This window comes from Xanthomonas sp. GW (assembly GCF_014236815.1).
Classification (GTDB): domain Bacteria; phylum Pseudomonadota; class Gammaproteobacteria; order Xanthomonadales; family Xanthomonadaceae; genus Xanthomonas_A.
Genome location: NZ_CP051189.1, coordinates 2931439 through 2955987 on the forward strand (window position 1 = coordinate 2931439; position 24549 = coordinate 2955987).

Genomic DNA, 24549 nt, shown 5'->3' on the forward strand with positions numbered 1-24549 from the left:
GATAAGCCGGGCATTATCTACCGATTGCCACGATCCCGTCGGTTTCGATGCGGTCGCGTATGTCACGCACCGTTCCATGGCCGGGGATGGTCGCCTCGGCGGCGATCTCGGCCAGCGGCAACAAGGCGAAGCCGCGCTGGTGCAGGTGCGGGTGCGGCACCTGCAGCCCGGGCAGGTCGATCACCGCCTCGGCGTACAGCAGCAGGTCCAGGTCCAGGGTGCGCGGACCCCAGCGCTCGCCGGGGGTGCGCTGACGGCCGTGGCGGCCTTCCAGCGCCAGCAGCGCCTGCAGCAGCTCCAACGCCGGCAGCGTGGTGCTGAGCACGGCCGCGGCGTTGATGAAATCCGGCTGCGCCTGGTTGCCCCAGGCCGGGCTGCGGTACAGCTGCGAGGCGCGCAGCAGGCGCGTGTGCGGCAGCGTGTCCAACTCGGCGATGGCCGCGCGCAGGGTCGCGACCGCATCGCCGAGGTTGCCGCCCAGGCCGATGCAGGCCTGCACCGGCGCGGGGCTGAGCGAGGCGCTCACTCGGCCGGTGCGGCGGCATCCGGACGCCGGCGCCGGCGCCGGCGGCGCTTGGGGGTTTCCTCGCTGTCGGCCGGGGCCATCGCCACCTCGTCGCCGACGTAGTCGATCTCCGGGTCGAAGCCGCGCGGCGGCGGCGCGTAGCCGGGCTGCTGCTGCAGTTCGCGCCAATAGGCGATGTCGGCCTCGTGCTCGGCCGAGGCCGACTGGCGCAGGATCAGGAAATCGAATGCGGCGCGGAAGCGCGGATGCGACAGCGTGCGCACCACCCGCTTCTTCTGGCGCGAGGTGAAGCGCGACTGCAGCAGCCAGATCTCCTGCATCGGCAGCGAGAAGCGCCGCGGCAGCGCGACCGTGCTCAGCTGATGCAGGGTCACCCGGTCGGCGGCGCGACGCTGCGCCTCCTCCAACTGCATGCCCTGCTTCTGCAGCGCCATCAGCGCGCGGCAGTAGGCCGGCCACAGCAGCAGCGCGAACAGGAACGCCGGCGACACCGGCTCGTCGTTGGCCACCCGCGCATCGGTGTTGCGCAGGCCTTCGATCAGCATCCGCCGCAGCGCGCCGCTGCGGTTGGAATGCAGCGCCGCGGCACTCTCCGGGAACAGCGCGGCGAGCAGGCCGTAGCGCTCCAGGCCCTCGAAGCTGGCCACGCCGTCGCCGGACAGGAACAGCTTCAGCACTTCCTCGAACAGCCGTGCCGGCGCCGCTTCGGCCAGCAGCCCGGCCAGGCGCGGGATCGGCTCGGCGGTGCTCGGCTCGATCTCGAAGTCCAGCTTGGCGGCCAGGCGCACCGCGCGCAGCATGCGCACCGGGTCTTCGCGGTAGCGCTGCTCGGGGTCGCCGATCATGCGCATCAGCCGCGCCTGTACGTCGGCGAAGCCGCCGGTGTAGTCGCGCACCGAGAAATCCTCGATCGCGTAGTACAGCGCGTTGCAGGTGAAGTCGCGGCGTACCGCGTCGTCCTCGATGCTGCCGTAGACGTTGTCGCGGACCAGGCGGCCGTTGTCGAGCTCGCGGTCGCCGCTGCCGTCGTCGACGTTGGCGCGGAACGTGGCCACTTCGATGATCTCGCGGCCGTACACCACGTGCGCCAGGCGGAAGCGGCGGCCGATCAGGCGGCAGTTGCGGAACAGCTGCTTGACCTGCTCGGGGGTGGCGTCGGTGGCGACGTCGAAGTCCTTGGGCTGCAGCTCGACCAGCAGATCGCGGACCGCGCCGCCGACCAGGTACGCGCCGAAGCCGGCTTCGCGCAGCCGGTACAGCACGCGCAACGCATTGGGACTGATGTCCTTGCGCGAGACGTTGTGCTGATCGCGCGGGATCAGCTGCAGGGTGAACGGCACAGGAACTGGCGGATTGATGATGGCGCTTCCGTATCGAGTTGCGGGATTGCCGCCGGGCGGCTAGCCCCATATACTAGCGCCCTGCAATCGATGCGACCAACCTGCTCCCTTCGTCTAATGGTTAGGACGTGGCCCTCTCAAGGCTAAAACAGGGGTTCGAGCCCCCTAGGGAGCACCATCGTCGCCTTGCCTGCAGCGAAAACCACAAAAGCCCCGCCCTGGCGGGGCTTTTGCGTTGTGGGGCCGGCCGATGCGGCGGCTGGCCCTGGGCACAGCCACCGCGCGCTGCGCAACGGGCCATGGCCGCGATCCGCCCCGCCGGCGGCCGTTCGTTCGGCACCGGCGCGGCCTGGACCGCGCCGGCGCGGACTCAGCCCTGCATCTGCTCCAGCTCGCGGCCCTTGGTCTCGTACACGTACTTGAGCACGAAGAACACCGAGATGAACGCGGCCACGGTGTAGATGCCGTAGGCGCCGGCCAGGCCGATGCTGCCGAGCAGGATCGGGAACGACACGGTGATGGCGAAGTTCGAGGTCCACTGCGCCGCGCCCGCCACCGCCAGGCCGGAGCCGCGGATCTGGTTCGGGAACATCTCGCCCAGCATCACCCACATCACCGGGCCCCAGGACATGTTGAAGAAGATCACGTAGACGTTGGCCGCAACCAGCGCCAGCCGGCCCATGCCCGGCGACATCGCCAGCTTGCCCGCCGCGTCCAGCGAGGCGCTGGCGAAGGCCAGCGTGACCAGCGCCAGCGACACCGCCATGCCGGCCGAGCCGATCCAGAGCAAGGGTTTGCGCCCGATCTTGTCGATCAGCATCACCGTGATCAGGCAGGCGCCGATGCTCAGCGCGCCGGACAGCACGTTGATCAGCAGCGAATCGCTCTCGGAGAAGCCCACCGCCTGCCACAGCACCGCGCCGTAGTAGAACACCACGTTGATGCCGACCAGCTGCTGGAAGGTGGCCAGGCCGATGCCGATCCACACGATCGGGCGCACCTTGCCGGTGACCTTGCTGACCAGGTCCGACAGCTTCGGCTTGTGCTGGTCGGCCGCCAGCGAGGCGGAGATCTCGGTGAGCTTGGCCTGCGCCTCGCGCGGGCCGTACAGCCTGGTCAGCACCGCCAGCGCATCCTCGCGGCGGCCCTTGACCACCAGGTAGCGCGGGCTTTCCGGGATCGCCAGCAACAGCAGCAGGAACACCAGCGACGGGAACGCCTGCATCCAGAACATCCAGCGCCAAGCGGCCTGGCCCAGCCACAGGGGCTCGGTCGAGGCGCTGGCCAGCTTGACCAGCACGTAGTTGCTCAGGAACGCGGTGAACAGGCCGCTGATGATCGCGATCTGCTGCACCGTGGCCAGGCGCCCGCGATAGCGCGCCGGCGCGACCTCGGCGATGTAGGCCGGCGACATCACGCTGGCCGCGCCGACCGCGAAGCCGCCCATGACCCGGGCGAAAACGAAGAACATCGAACTGTGCGAGGCGCCGGCGCCAAGCGCCGACAGCAGGAACAGCACCGCGGAGATGATCAGCACCGCACGGCGGCCGAGCCGGTCGGCCAGCCAGCCGGCGAAGAACGCGCCGAACGCGCAGCCCAGCAGCATCGAGGCGACCTCGAAGCCGGTGCCGGCGGCGCTGGAATGGAAAGTCTGCTTGAGGCCGTCGACGGTGCCGTTGATCACGCCGCTGTCGAAGCCGAACAGGAAGCCGCCGATGGTGGCGACGCAACTGATGAGGATGATGAGGCGCGTGTTCTCGCCTGCGCCATGGGCGCGGTCTAGGGATACGCTGGACATTGAGTCACCTGGTGTCGTGCAGAAAGGAAGGCCGCCATCGGGGAAGGACAGCGCGGCCGGCGGCAAGGGTGCCGCCGGCCGTCGCGCGCATCAGCGGATCAGGTACTGGTTGATCAGGTTCTCGTAGGCTTCCTGGCGGCCGCTGGCCTGCTTCGGCGCGCCGGCCTTGGCCGCGTGCGCCGCCAGGTCCGCCAGCGTGCTGCTGCCGGCCGCGAACGCCGCGCCGGCGCCGCTGTCGAAGCTGCTGTAGCGCTCGGCGCGCCATTGCTCCAGTGGCGAGGACGTCAGCAGCGCATGGGCCACTTCCAATCCACGCGCGAACGCGTCCATGCCGCCGATGTGGGCCAGGAACAGATCCTGCGGATCGGACGACTCGCGCCGCACCTTGGCGTCGAAGTTCAAGCCGCCCGGCGCCAGCCCGCCCTGCCGCAGCACCACCAGCATCGCGCCGACCGTGTCGTACAGGTCGGTCGGGAACTGGTCGGTGTCCCAACCGTTCTGCGGATTGCCGCGGTTGGCGTCGATGCTGCCGAGCAGCCCGGCATCGCTGGCCACCTGCAGGTCGTGCTCGAAGCTGTGGCCCGACAGCGTGGCGTGGTTGGCCTCGATGTTGAGCTTGAAGTCCTGGTCCAGGCCGTGCTGGCGCAGGAAGCCGATCACCGTGGCGCTATCGAAGTCGTACTGGTGCTTCATCGGCTCCATCGGCTTGGGCTCGATCAGGAAATTGCCTTTGAAGCCGATGCTGCGACCGTAGTCGCGGGCGATGGTCAAAAAGCGCGCCATATTGTCCTGCTCGCGCTTCATCTGCGTGTTGTGCAGGCTGGCATAGCCTTCGCGGCCGCCCCAGAACACGTAGTTCTCGCCGCCCAGTTCGACGGTGGCGTCGAGCGCGGCCTTGACCTGCACCGCCGCGCGCGCGACCACGTTGAAATCCGGGTTGGTCGAAGCGCCGTTCATGTAGCGCGGGTGCGAGAACAGGTTGGCGGTGCCCCACAGCAGCTTGATGCCGGTGTCGGCTTGGCGCTGCTTGGCGATGCCGACCATGTGTTGCAGATTCTTTTCGTACTGGCCGACCTCATCCGCGTCCGGCGCCAGGTCGATGTCGTGGAAGCAGTAGTACGGCACGCCGAGCTTGGTGAAGAACTCGAACGCCGCATCGGCCTTGGCCTCGGCGCGGCCCAGCGCGTCGCTGCCGGCGTCCCACGGATAGGCGCGCGTGCCCGGGCCGAACGGATCGGCGCCGTTGCCGCAGAAGCTGTGCCAGTACGCCACCGCGAAGCGCAGGTGCTCGGCCATGGTCTTGTCGCCGATGCGCTTGTTCGCGTCGTAGACCTTGAAGGCGAGCGGATTGTCCGAGGCCTTGCCTTCGAACGCGATGCGGCCGATGCCCGGGAAGTATTCCTTGGCGCCGATGTAGACGGAGTTGCTCATGACGAAATCCTGCTGTGCGTTTGCGGGGGAAAAAGTGGATCAGCCGGCGTAGAGCGGGCCAATGGCGTGCAAGTGCTTCAAGAAGGTCTGGTAGTGCGCCTGGTACTGCGCGCCGCGTTGCGGATCGGGCTGCGCCGACAGCGTCGCCTCGTCCTGCTGGTGCTGCAGCACCACCTCGGCCAGGCTGGCCTGGTCGCCCTGCGCGTGGCCGTCGGCCCACAGCGCCTGCAGCGCGGCGCCGAACGCAGCCCCCTCGGCCTGCGCCGGCACGTGCACCGGCAAGCCGAACAGGTCGGCGATCAGCTGCCGCCAGCCGGCGCTCTTGCTGCCGCCGCCGGTGACGTAGATCGAGTCGAACGCCAGCCCGGCATCGACGAAGGCGTCGAAGCCGTTGCGCAGGCTGTAGCTGGCGCCTTCCATCGCCGCGCGGTAGAAATGCGCCGGGGTGGTGTTGTGGAGGTCCATGCCGGTCATGCAGCCGCGCGCGGCCGGCAGGTTCGGGGTGCGCTCGCCGTTGAAGAACGGCAGCAACACCAGCCCGCCAGCGCCGGGCGCGGTGGCCTCGAGCAAGGCCTCACCCTGCCCGGTCTTGATCCCGAACAGGCGCGAGATGGTCTCGGTGGCCACGGTGCAGTTCATCGTGCAGATCAGCGGCAGCCAGCCGCCGCTGGACGAGCAGAACGCGGCCCAGCGCGCGGCATCGTCCACCACCGGCCGATCGGCGTACGCGAACAGCGTGCCGGACGTGCCCAGGCTCATCGTCAGCCGCCCGGGCACCACGTTGCCGGTGCCGATCGCGGCCATCATGTTGTCGCCGCCGCCGGTGGCCACGCGCACCTCGCGCGGCAGGCCCAGGGTCTGCGCCGCGGCCGCGGACAGGGCGAAGGTGGTTTCGGTCGGCACCAGCGGCGGCAGCGCCGCGGCCAGGTCGCGCTGCGGATCGATCGCCTGCAGCAGCGGCGCCGACCACTGCCGGGTGCGCACGTCCAGCCAGCCGCTGCCGGAGGCGTCGCCGAACTCGGTGTAGCGCTCGCCGGTGAGCCAGAAATTGACGTAGTCGTGCGGCAGCAGCACCGAGGTCATGCTGGCGTACGCGTCGCTGCGGTGCTTGCGCGTCCACGGCAGCTTGGAGGCGGTGTAGCCGGCCAGGATCGGGTTGCCGGCCAGCTCCACGCAGCGCTGTTCGCCGCCAGCGGCCTGCATGATCTCCTCGCACTCCAGTTGGGTGCTGGTGTCGCACCACAGCTTGACCGGCGCGGTGACCTGCCCTTGCGCATCCACCGGCACGAAGCCGTGCTGCTGGCCGGACACCGAAATCGCCCGCACCTGCGCGCGCTGCTCGGCGCTCAGCGCGGCGAAGCAGGCGACGATGCCGTCGATCCACCATTGCGCCTGCTGCTCGCGGGTGCCGTCGTCGCGGCTGATCAATTCCAGCGCATGGCCGTGCGTGGCGACCACGCGGCGGCTATCCGCATCGTAGGCGAGCAGCTTGACGCTCTGCGTGCCCACGTCCAGGCCGATGTACAGACTCATTGCCGCACCAGCCGATCGTCGTGCAAACCCAGTTCCATCGTCGCTCCAGGAGAAAGATCGGCGGTCAGGGTGTGCCCGCCGTAAACCAAAGTGTAGTGCCCGCCACGCTCGCTGCTCAGTCGCGCATGCTGCAGGCGGCCATCGCGCCAGGCCAGATCCACGCCCGCCGCGCCGCGTACGCGCAGACCGCGCACCTGCCCCTGCGGCCAGGCCTGCGGCAGCGCCGGCAACAGCCAGATGCTGTCGCCCCAACTCTGCAGCAGCATTTCGGTGATGCCCGCGGTGCCGCCGAAGTTGCCGTCGATCTGGAACGGCGGATGCGCGTCGAACAGATTCGGATAGGTGCGCTCGGGCGCCAGCAGCATCGCCAGAATACGATGCGCATGCTCGCCATCGCGCAGTCGCGCCCACAGGTTCAGGCGCCAGCCGAGGCCCCAACCGGTAGCGCTATCACCGCGGAGCTGCAGCGAGCGCCGGGCGGCGGCGGCCAGCGCCGGGGTGTCGCGCAGGTTGATCTGGCTGGACGGATGCAGCGCATACAGATGCGAGACGTGGCGATGGTGGATTTCCGGGGCCTGCATGTCCCAGTCCTGCTGCCACTCCTGCAGCTGCCCGGCGCCGCCGATGCGGTCCGGCGGCAGCTGCGCGCGCAGCGTCGCCAGGCGCTCGCCGAAGGCCGCGTCCACGCCCAGCAAGCGGCCCATTTTGATGCACTGCGCAAAAAGATCGCGCAACAATTGCGCGTCCATCGCCGGGCCGGCGCACAGTGCCGCGCCGAACGGATGCCGGTTCTCCGGCGACATCGATGGGTTGGTCACCATCGCGCCGCTCTGCGGATCGCGCACCAGGGTGGCGACGAAGAACTCGGCCGCGCCCTTGAACAACGGATAGATGCGCTGCAGGTAGGCGCGATCGCGGCCGTAGTCCCAGCGGTCCCACAGCTGTTGCAGCAGCCAGACGCCGCCCATCGGCCACAGGCTCCACTTCACGCCGTCGACCGGCCCGGCCTGGCGCCACAGGTCGGTGTTGTTGTGCACCACCCAGCCCGGCGCGTCGTACATCGCCCGCGCAGTGCGGGCGCCGGTTTCTGCCAGATCGAACAGCATGGCTTCCAGCGGTTCCACACACTCGTGCAGGGCGTTGGCTTCGCTGGGCCAGTAGTTCATCTCGGTATTGATGTTGACCGTGTACTTGCTCTCCCACGGCGGCTGCATCAGGTCGTTCCACACGCCCTGCAGGTTGGCCGGCTGGCTGCCCGGCCGCGAACTGCTGATCAGCAGGTAGCGGCCGTACTGGTGGTAGAGCGCGGCCAGCGCCGGATCGTTGCCGTCGGCGTAGCGGCGCACGCGTTCGTCGGTGGGCAGCTGCGCGGCGGCGCTGCTGCCCAGGTCGATCGCGACCCGTCGGAACAGGCGCCGGTGTTCAGCCAGATGCCGCTGCAGCAACTGCGCATAGGGCAGCGCCGCGGCCTTGCGCAGTTGCGTGGCGCTGAGCGCCAGCGGATCGCCGCCGACGTCGTCGTAGCGCCGGTAGCTGGTGGCGGCGGTCAGCAGCAGCACCACCTCGTCGGCGTTTTCGATGCGGATCCGCCCGCGCTCGATGCGGGCCTGGCCGCCAGTGGCCTGCGGCAGCACGCGCAACGCGAAGCGCAGCCCGCCCTCGATGCCGGCGAAACCGGCGTTGCGCCCGGCGAACAGCAACGCGCCCTGCTCTTGCGTGACCTCGCCGGCCTGCGGGCTGTCGATGCCGATGCGCAGCGAGATACGGCCCGGGTGATCGCAGGACAGGCGCACCACGATGCACTGTTCGGTTGGCGAGACGAACACCTCGCGCACATGCGTGGCGTCGCCCGAGACAAAGCGAGTGCTGGCCAGCGCGGTGTCCAGATCGAGTTCGCGCCGATAGCCGTCGATGCCGTCGGCACGGTCGTAGTCCAGCAGCAGGTCGGCCAGCGGCTGGTACGGCATCTGCTTGCGCGGGCGCGACAGCATCTTCGCATCGGCCAATGCCTCGGCCTCGGCATAGCGACCGGCGAAGATCAACGCGCGTACCTGCGGCAACGCCGCCAACGCCTCCGGCGAGGTCGCATCGTGGGGCTGACCCGCATACAGCGTGTCTTCGTTCAACTGCAGGCGTTCGTGGGCGATGCCGCCCCACACCATCGCACCGAGCCGGCCGTTGCCGACCGGCAGCGCCTCCACCCATTGCGTGGCCGGGCGCGGGTACCACAGCTGCAGCGCGGCCGGTTCGACGGCAGTTGCCGGTACCGGCACGCGCGCGGTATCGGCACCGGCACCGGCACCGGCACCAGCACCAGCACCGGCATCGGCATCGGCAGCGAGCGCCGCGCCCGGCACCGCGAGACTGGCGACCAGGCCGCCGCCGATCGCCTTGCACAACTCGCGACGGGTCAACGCGATGCTCATCCTGCACCTCCGTTCGCCTGCGGCGGACGCACGCGCGGCCAAGCGAGGCAGGCGCAGGCCACTCGCCCACACCGGCCCCATAGCGAATCCGGGCGCGAAGCGGCACCGCTCGCGCCGCAAACGCGCCGCAACGCCACCCGCGCCACGGCACCGTTCCCGCCCGGGTTGCCGCGTACCGCGGCCATCACTTCGCCTTGCCGCGCTTGACGCCCTTCGCGGCCTTGCGCGCCACGTTCAGGGGCTTGCCGCTGTATTGCACGCTGGCGTCGGCCTTGGGCTCCAGCGCCCCGGTCTCCTCGCGCACGCCGTCGACGAAGCGCACGTTGATGGTGCGCTTGGCCAGCATGCCCGGCCAGTTGCCCTCGCGCGCGCCGATGGTCAGCACGCCCTTGGCCTGGTTCCAGCGCAGCGGAATGCGGCTGAACTCGCCCTTCTCGTAGCCATAGCCCTTGCCGTCGTCCTCGTACAGCGAGAACTGGCCGTCGGCGCCGGTATAGACGACCACGGTCAGCGGCGCGTTCGGCACCTCGTCCACGTATTGCTGCACGGTGGTGGTGGGCACGATGGCACCGGCGCGCACGAACAGCGGCATGCGCTGCAGCGGCGCGGCGGCGTCGATGCTCTGGCCGCCGTCGTAGCGCTTGCCGCTGTTGAAGTCGATCCACGAGGTCCCGGCCGGCAGGTAGACCTGGCGCGAGGTGGCGCCGAAACGGGTCACCGGCGCGACCAGGAACGCCGGTCCGAACAGGTATTCGTCGTTGATGTCGGCGACCTTGGGATCGTGCGGGAAGTCCATCGGCAGGCCGCGCATCATCACCCCGTCATGGTGATAGGTGTCGCCGGCGAGCGTGTAGATGTACGGCAGCAGCGCATACCGCAGGCGGCTGTAGTAGGCCATGCTCGCGTAGTACGGCGTGCCTTCCGGGGCGATGTTCCAGATCTCGCGGAACGGGAACTGGCCGTGCGAGCGGAACAGCGGCACGAACGCGCCGAACTGGAACCAGCGCGTGTTGAGCTCGCGCCATTCGGTCTGGTGCGCCGGGTCCTGGTCCTCGTAGCGCTTCTCCACCGCGAAACCGCCGATGTCGAAGGTCCAGTTAGGCAGGCCGGACATGGAGACGTTGACGCCGGCGGAGATCTGATCGCGCATGTCGTCCCAACGCGAGACGATGTCGCCGCTCCACACCGCCACCGCATTGCGCTGGGTGCCGGCATAGCCCTTGCGCGAGAGGATGAACACGCGCTTGCCGTCGGCGGCGCGGTCACCTTCGTAGACGCCATGAGTGTGCGGCAACGGGTAGGAATTGAAGAACTCGGTGGACGGGCCCAGCGCGGTCGGCGTAGTGCGCGCCTTGCGCTCGCCGATGTCCAGGTTGGAATGCACGTCCGGCTCGTCGGCGTCCATCCACCAGGCGTCGAAGCCCTTGCTGTTGAGCTTGTCGTTGATCTGCCGCCAGTAGATCGCCTGCGCGTCGGCCGAATACGGGTCGTAGAACGAGTTCTTGTAGCCCTTGCCGATCCAGTCCAGTTCGCCGACTTCGACGTTGCGCTTGTACATGTGCCCGGCGGCGGCGAGTTCCTTGTAGTTGGCGGTGGTCGGATAGAACTTCGGCCAGATCGAGATCATGATCTGCGCGTGCATGTCGTGCACCGACTTGACCATGCCGTCCGGATCGGGGAAGTGCGCCTTGTCGAAGTCGTGCGAGCCCCACGCGTCCTGCGGCCAGTACGACCAGTCGAGCACGATGTTGTCGATCGGCAGCTTGCGCTTGCGGTACTCGGCCAGCGCGGCGACCAGTTCGTCCTGGCTCTTGTAGCGCTCGCGGCTCTGCCAGAAACCGTAGGCCCACTTCGGCAGCAGCACCGCCTTGCCGGTCAGTTCGCGGTAACCGGCGATGACCTGGTCGGCGTCGGCGCCGGCGACGAAGTAGTAGTCGATCATCTGCCCGGCTTCGGACCACAGCGACAGGTCCTTGGCCTCGGCCGCCGGCAGCGGGTCGCGGTGCAGCAGCGCGATGTAGCTGGGGTCGATCAGGTCCCACTCGACCTTGATCTTGTGCCGCTGGCCCGGCTGCAGCGCCAGGGTGAACTCGTTGTGCCACGGGTTCCAGTTCTGGCGCCAGCGGTCGACCACCAGCTTGCCGTCGACCCACAGCTTGGCGTACTCGCTGGAGTACAGCGAGAAGCTGTGCTCGCCGCCGCTCCTGGCCTCGATCTCGCCTTCCCAGCTGACCTGCATGCGGCTCTTGTCGCTGGGCTTGGCCTTGGCCGGGAACTTGGCCAGGTCCTTGATGTACTGGTAGTTGAGCTCCTTCTCGCGGCGCTCGACCACCTGCTTGCCGTTGACCGAATAGCGCGCGGTCAGCGCCCCCGGCTTGCCCTTGGCGTCGTACAGCTTCAGCGACGCCGGCAGCGGCTGCAGGCCGCGCGGGTCGCCCATGCGGGTGATCGAATTGTTGTCCCACAGGATGCCGTAGTTGCGGCTGGACACCAGGTACGGCACCGCCAGGTCGATATTGCTCTGCAGCAGCTCGACATTGCGGCCCTTCTGGTTCATCCAGCCCTGCTGGTGCTGGCCCAAGCCGTAGAAGGCTTCGTCGTCGGGCGAGGCGAAGCGCTGGCGCGTGCTCAGGTAGGAGGTGCCCTCCACCTTCAGCGGCGCGAAGCTGCGCCCGCCGGCCACTTCCGCCAGCAGCGGCTTGCCCTCGGCGTCGGCGAAACTGACATGGCCATCGACCGTGGACACCTGCGCGGTGACCTTGGCGGTCCTGACCCGCACCGTGTCGCCCTGCTCGTCGAACTGGTAGGCGGTGTCGCCCTGCACCGGCACCCGCATCAGGCTCGGGGTGCGCTTGAAATCGCCGTCCGGATCGGCACTGACGCGGATGATGCCGCTGTCCACCACTTGCAGCCGCACCGGCGCGGCGCCCTTGGCGCTGGGGTGCACGGTGACGCCGTCGGCGTCCTTTTTCACTTCCTGCGCGTGGACGCCGGCTGCGAGCAGCGCCAGCGACAAGGCCAGCAGGCGTGGCAGCGGCTTCATCGCCGGGCGGACGGGACGGTTCGCGTTGTACATGTTCACTCCCTCTGTAGCGGGTGACGGCGCCGCACGCTGGCGGCGCCGAGGTGTCAGTAGGTGGCCAGCGTGATCTTCAGCAATTGCGGCACATCGGAGAAATTGACGCCGTAGTCGGTCTGATCGCCGTTCCAGTTGCGCTGGAACCGCCACTGCGTGTCATCGTAGAAGCCTTCCTCGACCCGGTCGTAGACCATGTTGGCGGTCGCGGCGCTGGCCGGGTGCAGGGTCACCCGCACGTGGTAGCCGGTGACCAGGAATTCGTCCGGGCCCAGTTCGGCGATCAGCGCCGCGCCGGTCGGCTCGGGATTGCCGGGCGGCGTGCCCTTGAACCAGAACTGCGGCACGCCGTAGGTGATGGTCGCGCTCCAGCGCTCGTTGAGGCGCAGCTCCTGCACCGGCTGGCCCGGCTCCTCGGCGGTGCCGTGCAGCTTGCCTTCGGCGGCGGCCTTGGCGAACGGCCGCATGCCCATGCCCACCGACTTGAAGCCCAGCGCGAACGGGGCCATGGTCGGCTCGTCGACCACCTTGGCGCCGAGCGGATAGTTGGAATAGCGGGTGTAGTCCATGCCGAACGTGGACCAGCCGATGCCGTCGTGGCCGAGCGCGGCGTACAGGTAGCGCGCGTATTCGGGCCGGTTGCCGGTCTCGGCCACGAACAGCGCGTTGTCCGGCCGCGCGTAGCGCTCCAGCACCGTGGTGTACGTGCGGTACTCGGGCATGTAGATGTCCGGCGCCAGCAGGTCGATGTGCGGCGCAGCGGCCTTCCACACGTCGAGCACGTTGTCGGTGGGGCCGCCGCTGGCGTACTGGCCAGGCTGGCCCGGATTGAACGGACCGCGCAGCGCCGCGTTGACGTACATCGGCAGCGGGTACGCGGCCTTGCCGGCCGCGGCCACCTGGTCGATGAAGTGGCCGATATGCCAGGCGTGGAAGAACTCGTCGGCGTCGGCGCCGAACACCTGCGCCCAGCTGCCCGGCGGCTTGCCCAGTTTCTGCAGCAGCGCCTCGGGCACCGGGCCGTCGAAGGCTTTCTGCGCCAGCGGCGAAAAATCGCGCACGCTGCCGTAGGTGCCCGGCTCGTTCTCCGGCTGCACCATCAGCACGGTGCGCTGCGGATCGGCCTGCTTGAGGTGCTTCATGAAGGCGACGAAGGCCTTGCGATCGGCGTCCAGTGTGGCCGGCGCCAGCGGCGACAGCGACCCCAGCGCCTTGCCGTCGCGGGTGACGACCCGCGGGAAGCGCACGTTGTCGGTCTTGACCCAGTGCGGCGTGTAGGCCGGGCCGTTGTTCTTCCAGGTGCCGAACCACAGCAGCACCAGCCGCACCTTGTGCGCGCGCGCCTGCGCCAGCAGCGTGTCGACGAAGGAGAAATCGAACTTGCCCTCCTCCGGTTCCACCTGCTCCCAGGCGATCGGCACCTGCACGGTGTTGGGGCCGAGGAACTGCATCGCCGGCCACACCTTGTCCAGGGCGGCGGGATAGTTGCTGGAATTGTTGACCTGCGCGCCGAGGATCAGGAACGGTGCGCCATCCACCAGCAGCGCGTGCTTGCCGTCCTTGCTGAGCAGTTGCGGGATCGGCGCCGGCGCCACGGCCGCTGCGCCGGCGGACTGGCCCGCGGCAGGTTTTGCGGCGTCCGGCTTGACCGTGCCGGCGGCGGTGGGCGCCTGCTCCGGCGCGCACCCGGCCAGACCGAGCGCGAGTGCCGTGGCCAGCAGCGGGCGCCAGCGGCGGCGTGCGAGGAGCGTGCGGGAAGCGAGGCAATGCATGCGGGTCGGACTCCGTGTCACCAGGTATCGGTTCGGAAGGGGGAAACGGGCAACTGCTCGCGGTTGACCAGGTTGGCTTCGGCCGGGTTTTCGCTCCAGGCATAGCGCACCGCCTGAGGTTGCGCCACCTCGGCGCTCTCGACCACCACCCGATCGCCGTCGATGCGCGCCTGCGCCGGATGGAAACGGCGGTCGGCACCGGCCACGCTGAAGCCCAGCAACGGGCCGCCGCCGCGTACCGCCAGCGCACTGCCCATCGGATCGAAACGCAGCGCGACCGCATGCCCGCCGAACTCGGCCTGCGCGAACACCGGCGCGCTGTAGACCAGCCGTTCGCCATAGGCCACATGCCGCGCGGCCAGCGCGAGGCGATGGCCGACGTCCTGCTTGTTGGTCGGATGGATGTCGCCGGGCGTGCCGATGTCGATGGTCACCGCCTGCGCGGTCGCCGGCAGCGCCAGGGTCCTGGACTGCGACTCGCGCAGCTGCGCCCACGGGCTCAGGTCGCCCTTGTCGGACCCGGCCTGGAAGTTGGCCAGTTGCACCCACAGGAACGGCAGCTGCGGCTGTGTGCGCTCCTCGCGCCAGCTGCGGATCAATGTCGCGAACTGCTCGCGGTAACGCAGCGCGCCGCCTTCGTGGGCATTGCTCTCGCCCTGGTACCAGATCACGCCCTTGAGCGGGAACGGCTGCAATGGATGGATCATGCGGTTGTACAGCAGCGTCGGTTGCTGGTTCCTGCCGTCGTCCAGGGTCACGCTCACCTTGGCCGGGCGGAATTTCCATTCTTGCAACGGGCGCTTGGTGCCGTCGCCGAGTTGCACGAAGCGTTCGCTGTCGTCGCCATGCAGGCCGCCACCGCCACTGAGGTCGGTCACCTGCACCGCGATGCGGTTGACTCCGGCGTGCAGCGCGGCCGCGGGCACGCGGTACACGCGCGGCAGGTTCCAGCGCTGTTCGGTGTGCCCGACCGGATGGCCGTTGACGTAGGTGACGTCCGAGTCGTCTACCTGGCCGACCCCCAGGGTGACGCCGGCCTTGGCTTCCTCCGCGCTGAGGGTGAAGGCGGTGCGGTACCAGGCGATGCCGTCCATGCCGTCGTAGCCGCTGCCCTCCCAGTTGCGATCGACCGCGATCCGGTCCCAGTCGCTGTCGTCAAGGTCGGCGTCGCGCCATTGCTCGGCGCCATCGGCCACCGCCGGCCAGCGCGCGATGCGCTGCCGCACCGCGGCCAGGGTCTGCGCATCCTTGGCCTGCAGCGCGGCGATGCCGTGTTCGGTCTGCGCGGCATCCATGCCCAGCGCCGCGGCATCCATCCATGCCTCGATCGCGCTGCCGCCCCAACTGCTGTCGATGATGCCGATCGGCACCCCGGTGCTCCTGCGCAACTCGCGCGCGAAGAAATAGCCCACCGCGGAAAACGCGCCGGCATCCTGCGGTGTGGCGGCTTTCCACTCGCCACCGGCCAGTTGCCGCTGCGGCTGCGGCGACCACGACTTGGGTACCTTGAAATGGCGCAGTTGCGGATCGTTCGCCGCGGCCACCTCGCGCGCACCGTTGCGTGCCTGCGCCAGCGGCCACTCCATGTTGGACTGGCCGCTGGCCAGCCACACGTCGCCGACCAGCACGTCGCCGATCCGGCGTTGCGCACCGTCACCCTGCACCTCCAAGGCATACGGTCCACCGGCCGCATGCGCCGGCAACTGCGCCTGCCAGCGCCCGTCCGCGGCGGCGACGGCGGTCGCTGCGGCGCCGTCCAGACGCACCTGGATGCGCGCGCCCGGCGTGGCCCAGCCCCACACGCGCATCGGCACATCGCGTTGCAACACCGCGCCGTCGGCGAACAGCAACGGCAGCTGCAACTCCGCCCAGGCCGATGCGGGCAACGCCGCCAACGCCACTACGGCCAGCCATCGCAGACAACGGGTCGGGCGTACGCTCATCGGATCGATCCTGGGGTGATGGGTGCGGCCGGCGTCGGCGCGCACGGCAAGAGGAAGCATGGCGCAGCGCCGCCTGCGCGTGCCGGCGCAAGGATGCGGACGCTGCGTTGGCCGCAAAGATTACGGTGCATCGCCATAGAAAATGCCTCGGCCGCCGGTGGCGAAGTAGACGCGACCGACCACGCGCGGATCGCCGGTAACGGCATAGGGGCGGCCGAAACGGTGCGCGTCGTCGTCGATCCGCTGCCAGTGTTTGCCCTCGTCTTCGGAACGGAACAGCCCGCCGACGCCGTCCACGCTGCCGGCGAGGAACAGCATCGGCGCGGCGCCATCGCGCGGCGCCCGGCCCAGGCCCAGCGACCGCGCCTCGTCCACCTTCGACAGCACGGTCAGACTGCCATCCTGCCAGCGCATCACGCCGTGGCTGGGACTGGCCAGGTAGACCACGCCGGCACGCGCCGGATCCGGGCGCAGCTGCGGGCGGGTGCGCTCGGCAGCGGACGGCACGCCGACCTCGACGCCGCTGTCGCGAAACCGGCGGCCGCCGTCCTCGCTGAGAGAAAAACGGCCGCCGGCCGCATCCACCGCGTACCAGCGCTGCGGATCGACCCGGTCGGCCTCGATCAGCAAGCTGCCCGAGGAGCCTTCCACGCGCTGCCACTGCTGGCCCCAGTCGTCGCTGGCCCAGGCGCTGCCGCCGTTGCGCGGCGACCAGATCACCCGACTGCCGTCGGCGTTGATCGCGATATGCCCGGCGCCCTCGCCCACCGGCGGCTCGCTGGCGAATGCCGTCCAACTGGCGCCGCCATCGCGCGACCATGCCGCGCGCACCTCGCCGTCGCGCCGCTCGCGCAGCGTGCCGCTGCGCACCACCAGCTGCGGCGCCTGGCCGGCGGCATCGATGCTCTCGCCGTTGGTCAGCCGCGGCCCCGCGAACTGCGACTGCGCGCGGTCCAGACGATCGTGGCGGAAGCCATCGATGTCACCAAGCGCGCTGAGCAAGTGCGCGCCCTGCGCCGGACTGAGCAGGTCCAGCGGCACCGTTTCCTCCAGCCCCGCGTCGGCGAACCACCACTGCACCACGCCATCGGCGGCATCGAACGCGCGCAGGTTGCGCGAGGCCCAGATGCCGTAGCCGGTGACGAACAGCGCGCGGTCGCTGTCGAACGGATCGATCGCCAGCGACGCCATCCAGTGCGGGCGCGCCTGCGCGGTCCACGGCGCCGCGTCGTGCGCGAAGCGCGAGCGCGGGAACAGCGGCGCCCAGCTGCGCCCGCCATCGGTGCTGCGGTAGATGTCCTCGCCCGGCTGGTAACGGCGGAACGTGCTGGCGATCAGCGTATCCGGCTGGCGCGGGTCCACCGCCACCGCGCCCCAACCGAAGCCCGGCCCGCTGCGCGGTTGCGGCACCGGGGTGATGTCGGTCCAGCGTGCCGCGGCCGGTTCGTACTTCCAGACCGCGCCGTTGGCCATCAGGTCCGGACCCGGCTGGTCGCCGTAGCTGAGGTAGTAGATGCCGGCGCTGGAACGCACCATGTGGCTGGGGCGCAATCCGGTCGGCTGCCCCGGCAGCGGCCGCCAGCTGCGTCCACCGTCGGCGGACTCGAACACGCTCTGCTCCGGCGTGGACACGCCGACGTAGATCCGTTGCGAAGCGCCAGCGCCGGCGGCGCTGGCCGGGTCGAACAGCACGAAGGCGATGCCTACCTGCTGGCGGCGTCCGGCATGGTTTTCCGCGCTAGCCGACGGCCCGGTGGCCACCGCCGGAAACGACGCCACCCGCTGCCAGTGCGCGCCGCGGTCGGCGCTGCGCCACAGGCCGGCATCGCGCGAGCCGAGCAGCAACACGCGGCCATCGTTGGGGTCGACCGCGAGCCGTTCGCCGTTGCCGCGGCCCAGTTCGTTGCCACCCAGCTTGAACGGCAGATCGGTGCGCACGAAGTTGCGCCCCTGGTCGTTCGAACGCAGGATCGCCGCATTACCTACGCGCGGGTGCAGATAGGTGCCCGCGGCCAGGTACAGCGCCTGTGGATCGTGCGGGTCGATCGCGAACGCATCGATGCCCATCAGGTTCTGGTCGTCCGGCCCGAGCCAGTCGGTCAAGGCGACCCAGTGCGCAGACGCGGCGTCCCAGCGGTAGGCGCCGCCGACGTCGGTACGCGCATACAGCAGGCCCTGCTGCGCCGGATGGAACAACAGGCCGCTGACGAAACCGCCGCCGCCGATGGCGACGCTGCGAAACTGGTAAGGCAACGACGGCGCCGCGAGCGCCGGAACCGCGCTGCACAGCAAGCCCAGCAGCAGCGCCCGCCAGGCCAAACGCAGCCGCCCGGCACGCTGCGGCATGCCAGGCACTGCGTCGGATCCCAGCAAGCGATGTTGCCGCATCGTGCGCCCTACTCCGATTGCAACCGACGGCCACGCCATCGGCAGGAAAGCCCCCGCTCCGGCCACGCTGCGCGGGCAAGAGCGGATCGACTGCGCCGTGCTCAGAAGCTGGCGCGCAGGGTCAGGCCATAGCGACGGTCGTTGATCACGAAGTCGCGGTAACGCGATTCCACGCCCAGGTAGCTCTCGTTGCGGGTATCCAGCAGGTTGACCCCATCCACCGACACCGACCACACGTCGTCGATGTTGTAGCGCACCGACGCGTCGAGCTGGCCGAAGCCCTTGTTGTACACCGGCAGATTGCCGGTGCCGTTGCCGGCCGTGGTCACCAGCCAGTCGCTGCGCCAGTTGTAGGCCACGCGCGCCTGGAAGCGCGACATTTCGTAGCTGAGGATCAGGTTGTAGCTGTTCTTGGACAAGCCCTGCAACGGCACCGTCAGCGCCTGGCCGTTGGTGTCGGTGGCGGTCGGGCTCGGCGCCTCGCTGTCCACGTAGGTGTAGTTGGCCTGCAGGCCGAAGCCGCTCAGCCAGCCCGGCAGGAAATCGAAGAACTGGGTATAGCCCAGCTCCGCGCCCTTGATCCTGCCGTCCTTGCCGTTGACCGGACGGGTGATCTCCCAGGTCTGGCCGCCATAGACTTCCTCGAACACGGCATCGGCGATGAAGCCGTCGACCTTCTTGTAGAACACCGTGCCGTACATCATCGAGCCCTTGCCGAAGTACCACTCCAGCGCGGTGTCGAACTGGTCGGCCTTCATCGGCCGCAGGTCGGGATTGCCGGCCGAGCCGGTGCGGCGGGTGGTCCCGTCGCTGCCGGTGGCAGTGCCCAGGCTCAGGTTCGGGTTGAGCTGGTTGAGATCCGGACGCGAGATGCCGCGCGAAGCGGCGAAGCGCCACTGCAGCGTGTCGGTGAGCATCCACCGCAGATTCAGGCTCGGCAACACGTCGGTGTAGGTCTGCTGCACGTCCACCGGCAGCAGGCCGCCGCCCTCGGCATCGGTGCCGGTACGCACGCCCTGCGAATCGACCTTGGTGCGCACGATGCGCAGGCCGATATTGCCGTCGAACGGGATCGCGCCGCTGTCCACGCCGAAGCGCAGCACGCCGTAGGCGGCGTAGGTCTTCTCGCCCTGGCCGTTGATGTTGTTCGGCGCGAAGGTCAGCGGCGAGGCGCCGAACACCGACAACGCCTGCGCGTAGTTGTCGACCAGCGCGTCGGACGGGGTCAGCCTGGGGCCGAAGGTCTGCGAATCGCCGCGGAAGAAATCGGTGATCGGATTCTGCATCACCTGTGCATCGGGGTATTGCGAGAACGGCGCCCCCAGGTACATGTAGCGCCACACGTTGCCCTTGTTCTGCGCATCGCGGTCGGTATAGCGCACGCCGGCCTTGAAGCTGCGCGCGAAACTGTCGTCGAACGCCAGGTCCATGTCGCTGCGCCAGGCGAACTCGGTTGCCTTGTTGTCGTCCTTGTTGTCCAGGTGGAACTTCCAGCCGCTGTAGTTGGCCTGGTCGGCCAGATAGCCCGGGTTGCCGGCGGCATCGGTCACCGACAGGCGCGGCAGGTCGCCACGGAAGTCGATGGTGTACAGCGGCGTGGTGTCCATGCCGGTGCCGAGGATGTAGCGCGTGCCCTTGGTGGTGGCATCGATGTACTGGAAATCGGTGCTCAGGGTCAGGTTCGGCGACACCGTCCACTTGGCGCCCAGCGCGTAGTCGGTGGTCACCGAATGGCGCTCGGTCAGGCTGGTGTTGGAATCGGCCGGGGTGTTCTGGAACGTACCGCTGACGAACTCGTTGCGGTCGTTGACCACGATGTCGTCGTAGCCCTGCATCGGGTTCTGCCCGCTGTAGGCGAAGAACGAATAGTCGTGCCAGCGGAAATCGTAGTCCGAGCGCAGCACCTGCGCGGTGACCTCGACATCGTCGTTCGGCCGCCACTGCAGCGCGAACGCGCCGGTCTTGCGCTTGCGCTCGCCGACCGTGGTGTTGGTGCCGGCGCCGTGCGGCACCGAGATGCCCTGGCCTTCGTAGCCCGGCAGATCGGTCTGCGTATACCACGGCTCGATGGAGATGGTGTCCTGGCGGAACGGGCTGGTCTGCTGCGAGTAGTTCAGCAGCAGGCCGATCTCGCCGATGCCGGTCTGCCAGCGGTCGCTGTACATGCCTGAGAACGCCGGCTTGCTGTCGTCGGCCAGGTCGTAGTGGTTGTACTGCACGCTGCCGGCGATCTTGCGCCCGTCGTAGTCGAACGGCAGGCGCGTGCGCAGGTCGACGGTGCCGCCCAGGCCGCCTTCGATCATGTCCGCGGACGGATTCTTGTAGACGTTGACGCCGGCCAGCAGTTCCGCCGACACGTCCTCGAAGCTCAGGCCGCGGCCGTCGTTGGCGGTGAAGATGTCGCGGCCGTTGAGCTCGGTGCGGACCTGGGTCAGGCCGCGGATCGCGATGCTGCTGCCCTCGCCGTAGTTGCGCGCGATCTGCACGCCGGAGATGCGCTGCAGCGCCTCGGCGACGTTGTTGTCGGGCAGCTTGCCGATGTCCTCGGCCACGATCGAGTCGACGATCTGCTCGGAATTCTGCTTGACCAGCTGCGCCTTGGTCACGCTGCTGCGGGTGCCGCTGACCTGCACCGTATCCAGCTGGGTGGTGGCAGCGTCGGCCTGCGCAGGCGCGGCCTGCTCGGCTTGCTGAGCCTGCGCGGCGGACGCGGCGACCAGCGCGGCGACGGCCAGGGCAATGGCGGAGCGGCGCACGCCGCAGCCGGAAATCGAACGGGTAGCACGGGGCGCCACGGTCCGCGCAGGCGGACAATGGTGATGGGGCGCTGACATGGTGTTTCCCTCCCAGGACACAATGTGCAAACGATCTGGCGATCGCGCCAAGGGCAACGTCGCCGCTTCTAGTTGTCCGGCCGCACCGGTCGAAATGGAGTGCTGGCCGCAAGTCCGGACGCGCACGGGATGATCGCGACGCGCACGCGATCGAAAGCGATCACGACTCGGAGGTGAGAATAGGTCGCAGTCGCCCGCGCAAACCAATGAAATATTTACAGTTAGCTATACTTTTTTTACATACGAAACACGTGCACAACCATGAATAGCGGCGCACCTCCACGGCAGCGCCGGTTTCGGAGCGGCGGCACGAAAAAGCCCGCATGCGCGGGGCGCATGCGGGCCAGGAAAACGCCTTGGCGGATGCCGCTTACCAGTTGCCGCGCAGCACCAGCGAGTAGCGGCGGTCGTTGACGAACCAGCTGCGCGTGTACAGGTGGTTGTCGACCTCGCCGTCGGCATAGGAGGTCGGCCCCATCAACACCTTGGTCACGGTATTGGTCAGGTTGTTGGCCTGGACACCGAGCTGCAGGTGCGGGGTGAACCGATAGAACACCGAAGCGTCGAGCTGGCCGTAGTCGTCCGACCAGGTCGGCAACTTGGTCGACACGTCGCTGGCGGTCAGCAGGTAGCGCGAACGCCAGTTGTAGGCCAAGCGCACCGACAACGGTCCCTTCTCGTAGATGCCGGCGAGGTTGTAGCTGCGCCGCGACAGGCCTTCCAGCGGCAGGCTCACCCCGGTGACGGTGGTCTGGGTGTAGGGATCGGTCGCGGAATTGACGCCGCCGCTGCTGTCCACGAAGGTGAAGTTGGCATTGACGCCGAAGCCGCTCAGCCAGCCCGGCAGCGAGTCGAAGAACTGCGTGTAGCCGTATTCGAAACCGCGGATGCGGCCCTTGGACATGTTGAACGGCCGCGTCACCAGCCAATCCTGGCCGCCGTAGGTCTCGGTGGTGGTTTGGGTGGAGATGTAGTCCTTGACGCTCTTGTAGAACAGGGTCAGGTACATCATGTCGCTGGTGTCGAAATACCATTCCAGCGCGGTGTCGTACTGATTGGCCTTCATCGGCTTGAGGTTCGGATTGCCCGCGGTGCCGGTCCACTTGGACACAGTGCCGTCGTCCTCGGTGGTCGCCGCCAGCAACAGATACGGCTGCAGCTGGGTGTAGTCCGGACGCGACATCGCCTTGGACGCGGCGATGCGCCATTGCAGCGCATCGGAGAACTTGAAGCGCATGTTGAAGCTCGGCAGCACGTTGGTGTAGCTGCCCTGCGCGTTGTTGGGGAAGTACTGCCCGGTGTACTGCGCCTTGAGCGCGTCCGACCCCGCGGTGGCCGACAGGTCAGGGAACTGGCCGTAGCCGGTAGCCTCGGTCTTGGTCTGCACGATGCGCACGCCGACGTTACCGTCCACCGGCACGCCCAGTGCGTCGTCGTTGCCGAAGTACAGCACCGCATAGGCCGCCTGGGTACGCTCGAACTGACGGTTGGTGTCCTGCAACTGGTACTGGTCCGGCGCCCAGCCCCAGCCGCGCAGCGCCACCAGCTGCTGGATCAGCTTGGAGGTGCCGGCATAGTCCTTGACCGCGGCGTTGCTGGGGAAGTACAGGCTGTTGGGCACGTTGACCTTGCCGCGGAACAGGTTCGAATACGAATACAGCTCCGAGGACTCCGGCGAATAGCTGGCCAGGTCGGCCAGGCCGGTCCCGTTGGCGGTACCGGGAATCATCGCCCAGTTGTCGCTGATCACGCCCCAGTTGTAACCGGAGTTCTTGTTGGTCTGGGTGCGGTCGGTGGCGCGGATACCGGCGCGGAAGGTGCGCAGCCACGGATTGTCGTCGTAGGTGTATTCCAGGTCGAAGCGCGTGGCCAGTTCGCGGCCGCGGTTCTTCGCCAGGTGGTCCATCGCCGCGCTCCAGAAATAGTTGGAGGGGTTGGACGTGTAGCTGGTATCGGCGATCGACACCGCCGGGTACTTGTTGCTCAGGTCGAAGTTCAGGCCCGGCAGGTAGATCGAACTGAACACGGTGAAGTCCAGCGAATCGCTTTCCGACTGCACCAGCTGCATGTCGCCGCGCACGGTCAGGTTGCTGGTGAGCTTGTGGCTGAAGCCGCCGGACAGGTCGGAGGTGGTGGTGCTCTGCTGCGCGTAGCGGTTGTCGGTGTAGAAGCGCACGCCATCGTTGCCGGTGACGTTGCCGCGCCAGGAACTGGACACCGGCGAGCCGCTGACGAAACGGCCGTCGGCGTCGTAGGTGAAGGTGGTGCCGGGGGCGGGACTGATCGCGTTGGTGTCGTCGTTGAAGAACGCCGCGCGCTCCTGCCAGTTCATGTCGTAGGTGGAACGCATGTACTGCACGTAGATTTCGGTGTCGTCGCTGGGCCGCCACTGGAACGCCCCTGCGACGCCCTTGCGCTTGCGCTCGAAGTCCAGCTGCCGCCAGTTGACGCCGCCGGGCACGTAGACCTTGTCGAAATCGGTGCCGGCCAGCAACGCCGGATCGGTACGCCGCACGAACGGCTCCACCTGGATGCCGTCGCTGCGGGTGGCCAGTTCCGAATAGGCCACGTCCAGCATCAGGCCCATTTCGCCGACGCCGGTGTTCCAGCGATCGCTGAACAGGAACGAGCCGGACGGCTTGTAGGTCTTGCTGAAGTCGCCGTAGTTCTCGTCGGCGGTGAAGCCCATCACCCGGCCGGGCTGGTCGAACGGCATGCGCGTGCGCAGGTTGACCGTGCCACCGAGGCCGCCTTCGATGATCTCGGCCGACGGGTTCTTGTACACGTCCACGCCGGCCATCAGTTCGGCCGGCACGTCCTCGAAGCTGAGTCCGCGGCCACTGGCGGCGCTGAAGCTGTCGCGCCCGTTGAGCTCGCCGCGCACCTGGGTCATGCCGCGGATCATCACGCCGCTGCCTTCGGCGGAGAAATGGTCGGGATCATTGCGTGCCATGAAATGGTCGATGGTCACGCCGCTGACCCGTTGCAGGGTCTCGGTGACGCTGCGGTCGGGCAGCGCGCCGATGTCCTCGGCACTGACCGAGTCGACGATCTGCTCGGCATCGTGCTTGATCGCCTGCGACTTGATCAGGCTGGCGCGCACGCCCTTGACCTCGATCGCGTCGAGCTGGGTCACCGGATCGGAGCTCTTCTTCTTGCTGCTGTCCGCGGCGTCCTGTGCCATCGCCTGCGCGCTGAGCAACAGGCCGATGCTCAGCGCCATGGCCGAGCGACGCAAAAGACAGGTATGACGAACCGCTGCGGTCGGCGAGGCCGGACCACGGTAGTGACGCGATGACATGATGTTTCCCTCCCAGGACACATGCACACACGGATGACGGTCGCGCGTACGCGCCGCCTTGCTGGTTGTGACGGCGGCAAGCCAATGGCTCGCTGCCGTATCGCTAGGCGTGGCGGGCGTCGCAATGAGCGGCGCGCCGCGACAGCGGTCACGATCGACTGAGCCTAGAAGTGAATTTCGT

Annotated in this window: 12 protein-coding genes and 1 tRNA gene; 1 reads left to right on the top strand and 12 read right to left on the bottom strand. The window is 68.4% G+C overall.

Annotation, left to right across the window (positions count from 1 at the left end; translation table 11 throughout):
- Positions 1-13: 13 nt before the first annotated feature.
- Together folK and pcnB are read right to left on the bottom strand one after the other, a co-directional pair.
- Positions 14-526 (bottom strand): 2-amino-4-hydroxy-6-hydroxymethyldihydropteridine diphosphokinase, encoded by a 513-nt coding sequence (gene folK, locus HEP73_RS12575; RefSeq protein WP_185820256.1) that lies wholly within the window; start codon positions 524-526, stop codon positions 14-16.
- Entirely contained in the window at positions 523-1866 is a 1344-nt protein-coding gene (pcnB, locus tag HEP73_RS12580; protein ID WP_237651029.1) for a polynucleotide adenylyltransferase PcnB, read from the bottom strand. Before pcnB ends, folK begins: the two co-directional genes overlap by 4 nt.
- A gap of 103 nt (positions 1867-1969) precedes the next feature.
- On the opposite strand from pcnB, the gene HEP73_RS12585 reads away from it, so the two are divergent.
- Positions 1970-2044, top strand: a tRNA-Glu gene (locus tag HEP73_RS12585).
- A 192-nt stretch (positions 2045-2236) separates the two neighbouring features.
- On the opposite strand, the gene HEP73_RS12590 is transcribed toward HEP73_RS12585, so the two are convergent.
- The 10 genes from HEP73_RS12590 to HEP73_RS12635 form a co-directional block, all read right to left on the bottom strand.
- Positions 2237-3664 carry a sugar porter family MFS transporter gene (locus tag HEP73_RS12590; protein ID WP_185820257.1) on the bottom strand — a complete coding sequence of 476 codons (1428 nt, stop codon included), beginning with the start codon at positions 3662-3664 and terminating at the stop codon, positions 2237-2239.
- 90 nt (positions 3665-3754) lie between these two features.
- Positions 3755-5095, bottom strand: a complete 1341-nt coding sequence (xylA, locus tag HEP73_RS12595; RefSeq protein WP_185820258.1) for a xylose isomerase — start codon at positions 5093-5095, stop codon at positions 3755-3757.
- Between the two features lie 39 nt (positions 5096-5134).
- The gene (xylB, locus tag HEP73_RS12600; protein ID WP_185820259.1) at positions 5135-6628 is read right to left on the bottom strand and encodes a xylulokinase; all 1494 of its coding nucleotides are present in this window, start codon (positions 6626-6628) and stop codon (positions 5135-5137) included.
- Positions 6625-9054, bottom strand: coding sequence for a glycoside hydrolase family 95 protein (locus HEP73_RS12605; RefSeq protein WP_185820260.1), 2430 nt, complete (start codon positions 9052-9054; stop codon positions 6625-6627). Before HEP73_RS12605 ends, xylB begins: the two co-directional genes overlap by 4 nt.
- 184 nt (positions 9055-9238) lie before the next feature.
- Positions 9239-12130 (bottom strand): TIM-barrel domain-containing protein, encoded by a 2892-nt coding sequence (locus tag HEP73_RS12610; RefSeq protein ID WP_185820261.1) that lies wholly within the window; start codon positions 12128-12130, stop codon positions 9239-9241.
- A gap of 53 nt (positions 12131-12183) precedes the next feature.
- The gene (locus HEP73_RS12615; protein ID WP_185820262.1) at positions 12184-13902 is read right to left on the bottom strand and encodes a DUF5597 domain-containing protein; all 1719 of its coding nucleotides are present in this window, start codon (positions 13900-13902) and stop codon (positions 12184-12186) included.
- A gap of 17 nt (positions 13903-13919) precedes the next feature.
- Positions 13920-15845, bottom strand: a complete 1926-nt coding sequence (locus tag HEP73_RS12620) for a sialate O-acetylesterase (RefSeq protein ID WP_185820263.1) — start codon at positions 15843-15845, stop codon at positions 13920-13922.
- 120 nt (positions 15846-15965) lie between these two features.
- The gene (locus tag HEP73_RS12625) at positions 15966-18191 is read right to left on the bottom strand and encodes a cellulase (protein ID WP_185820264.1); all 2226 of its coding nucleotides are present in this window, start codon (positions 18189-18191) and stop codon (positions 15966-15968) included.
- A gap of 143 nt (positions 18192-18334) precedes the next feature.
- Positions 18335-21067 carry a TonB-dependent receptor gene (locus HEP73_RS12630; protein ID WP_185820265.1) on the bottom strand — a complete coding sequence of 911 codons (2733 nt, stop codon included), beginning with the start codon at positions 21065-21067 and terminating at the stop codon, positions 18335-18337.
- Between the two features lie 370 nt (positions 21068-21437).
- Positions 21438-24290, bottom strand: coding sequence for a TonB-dependent receptor (locus HEP73_RS12635; protein WP_185820266.1), 2853 nt, complete (start codon positions 24288-24290; stop codon positions 21438-21440).
- Between the last annotated feature and the right edge of the window lie 259 nt (positions 24291-24549).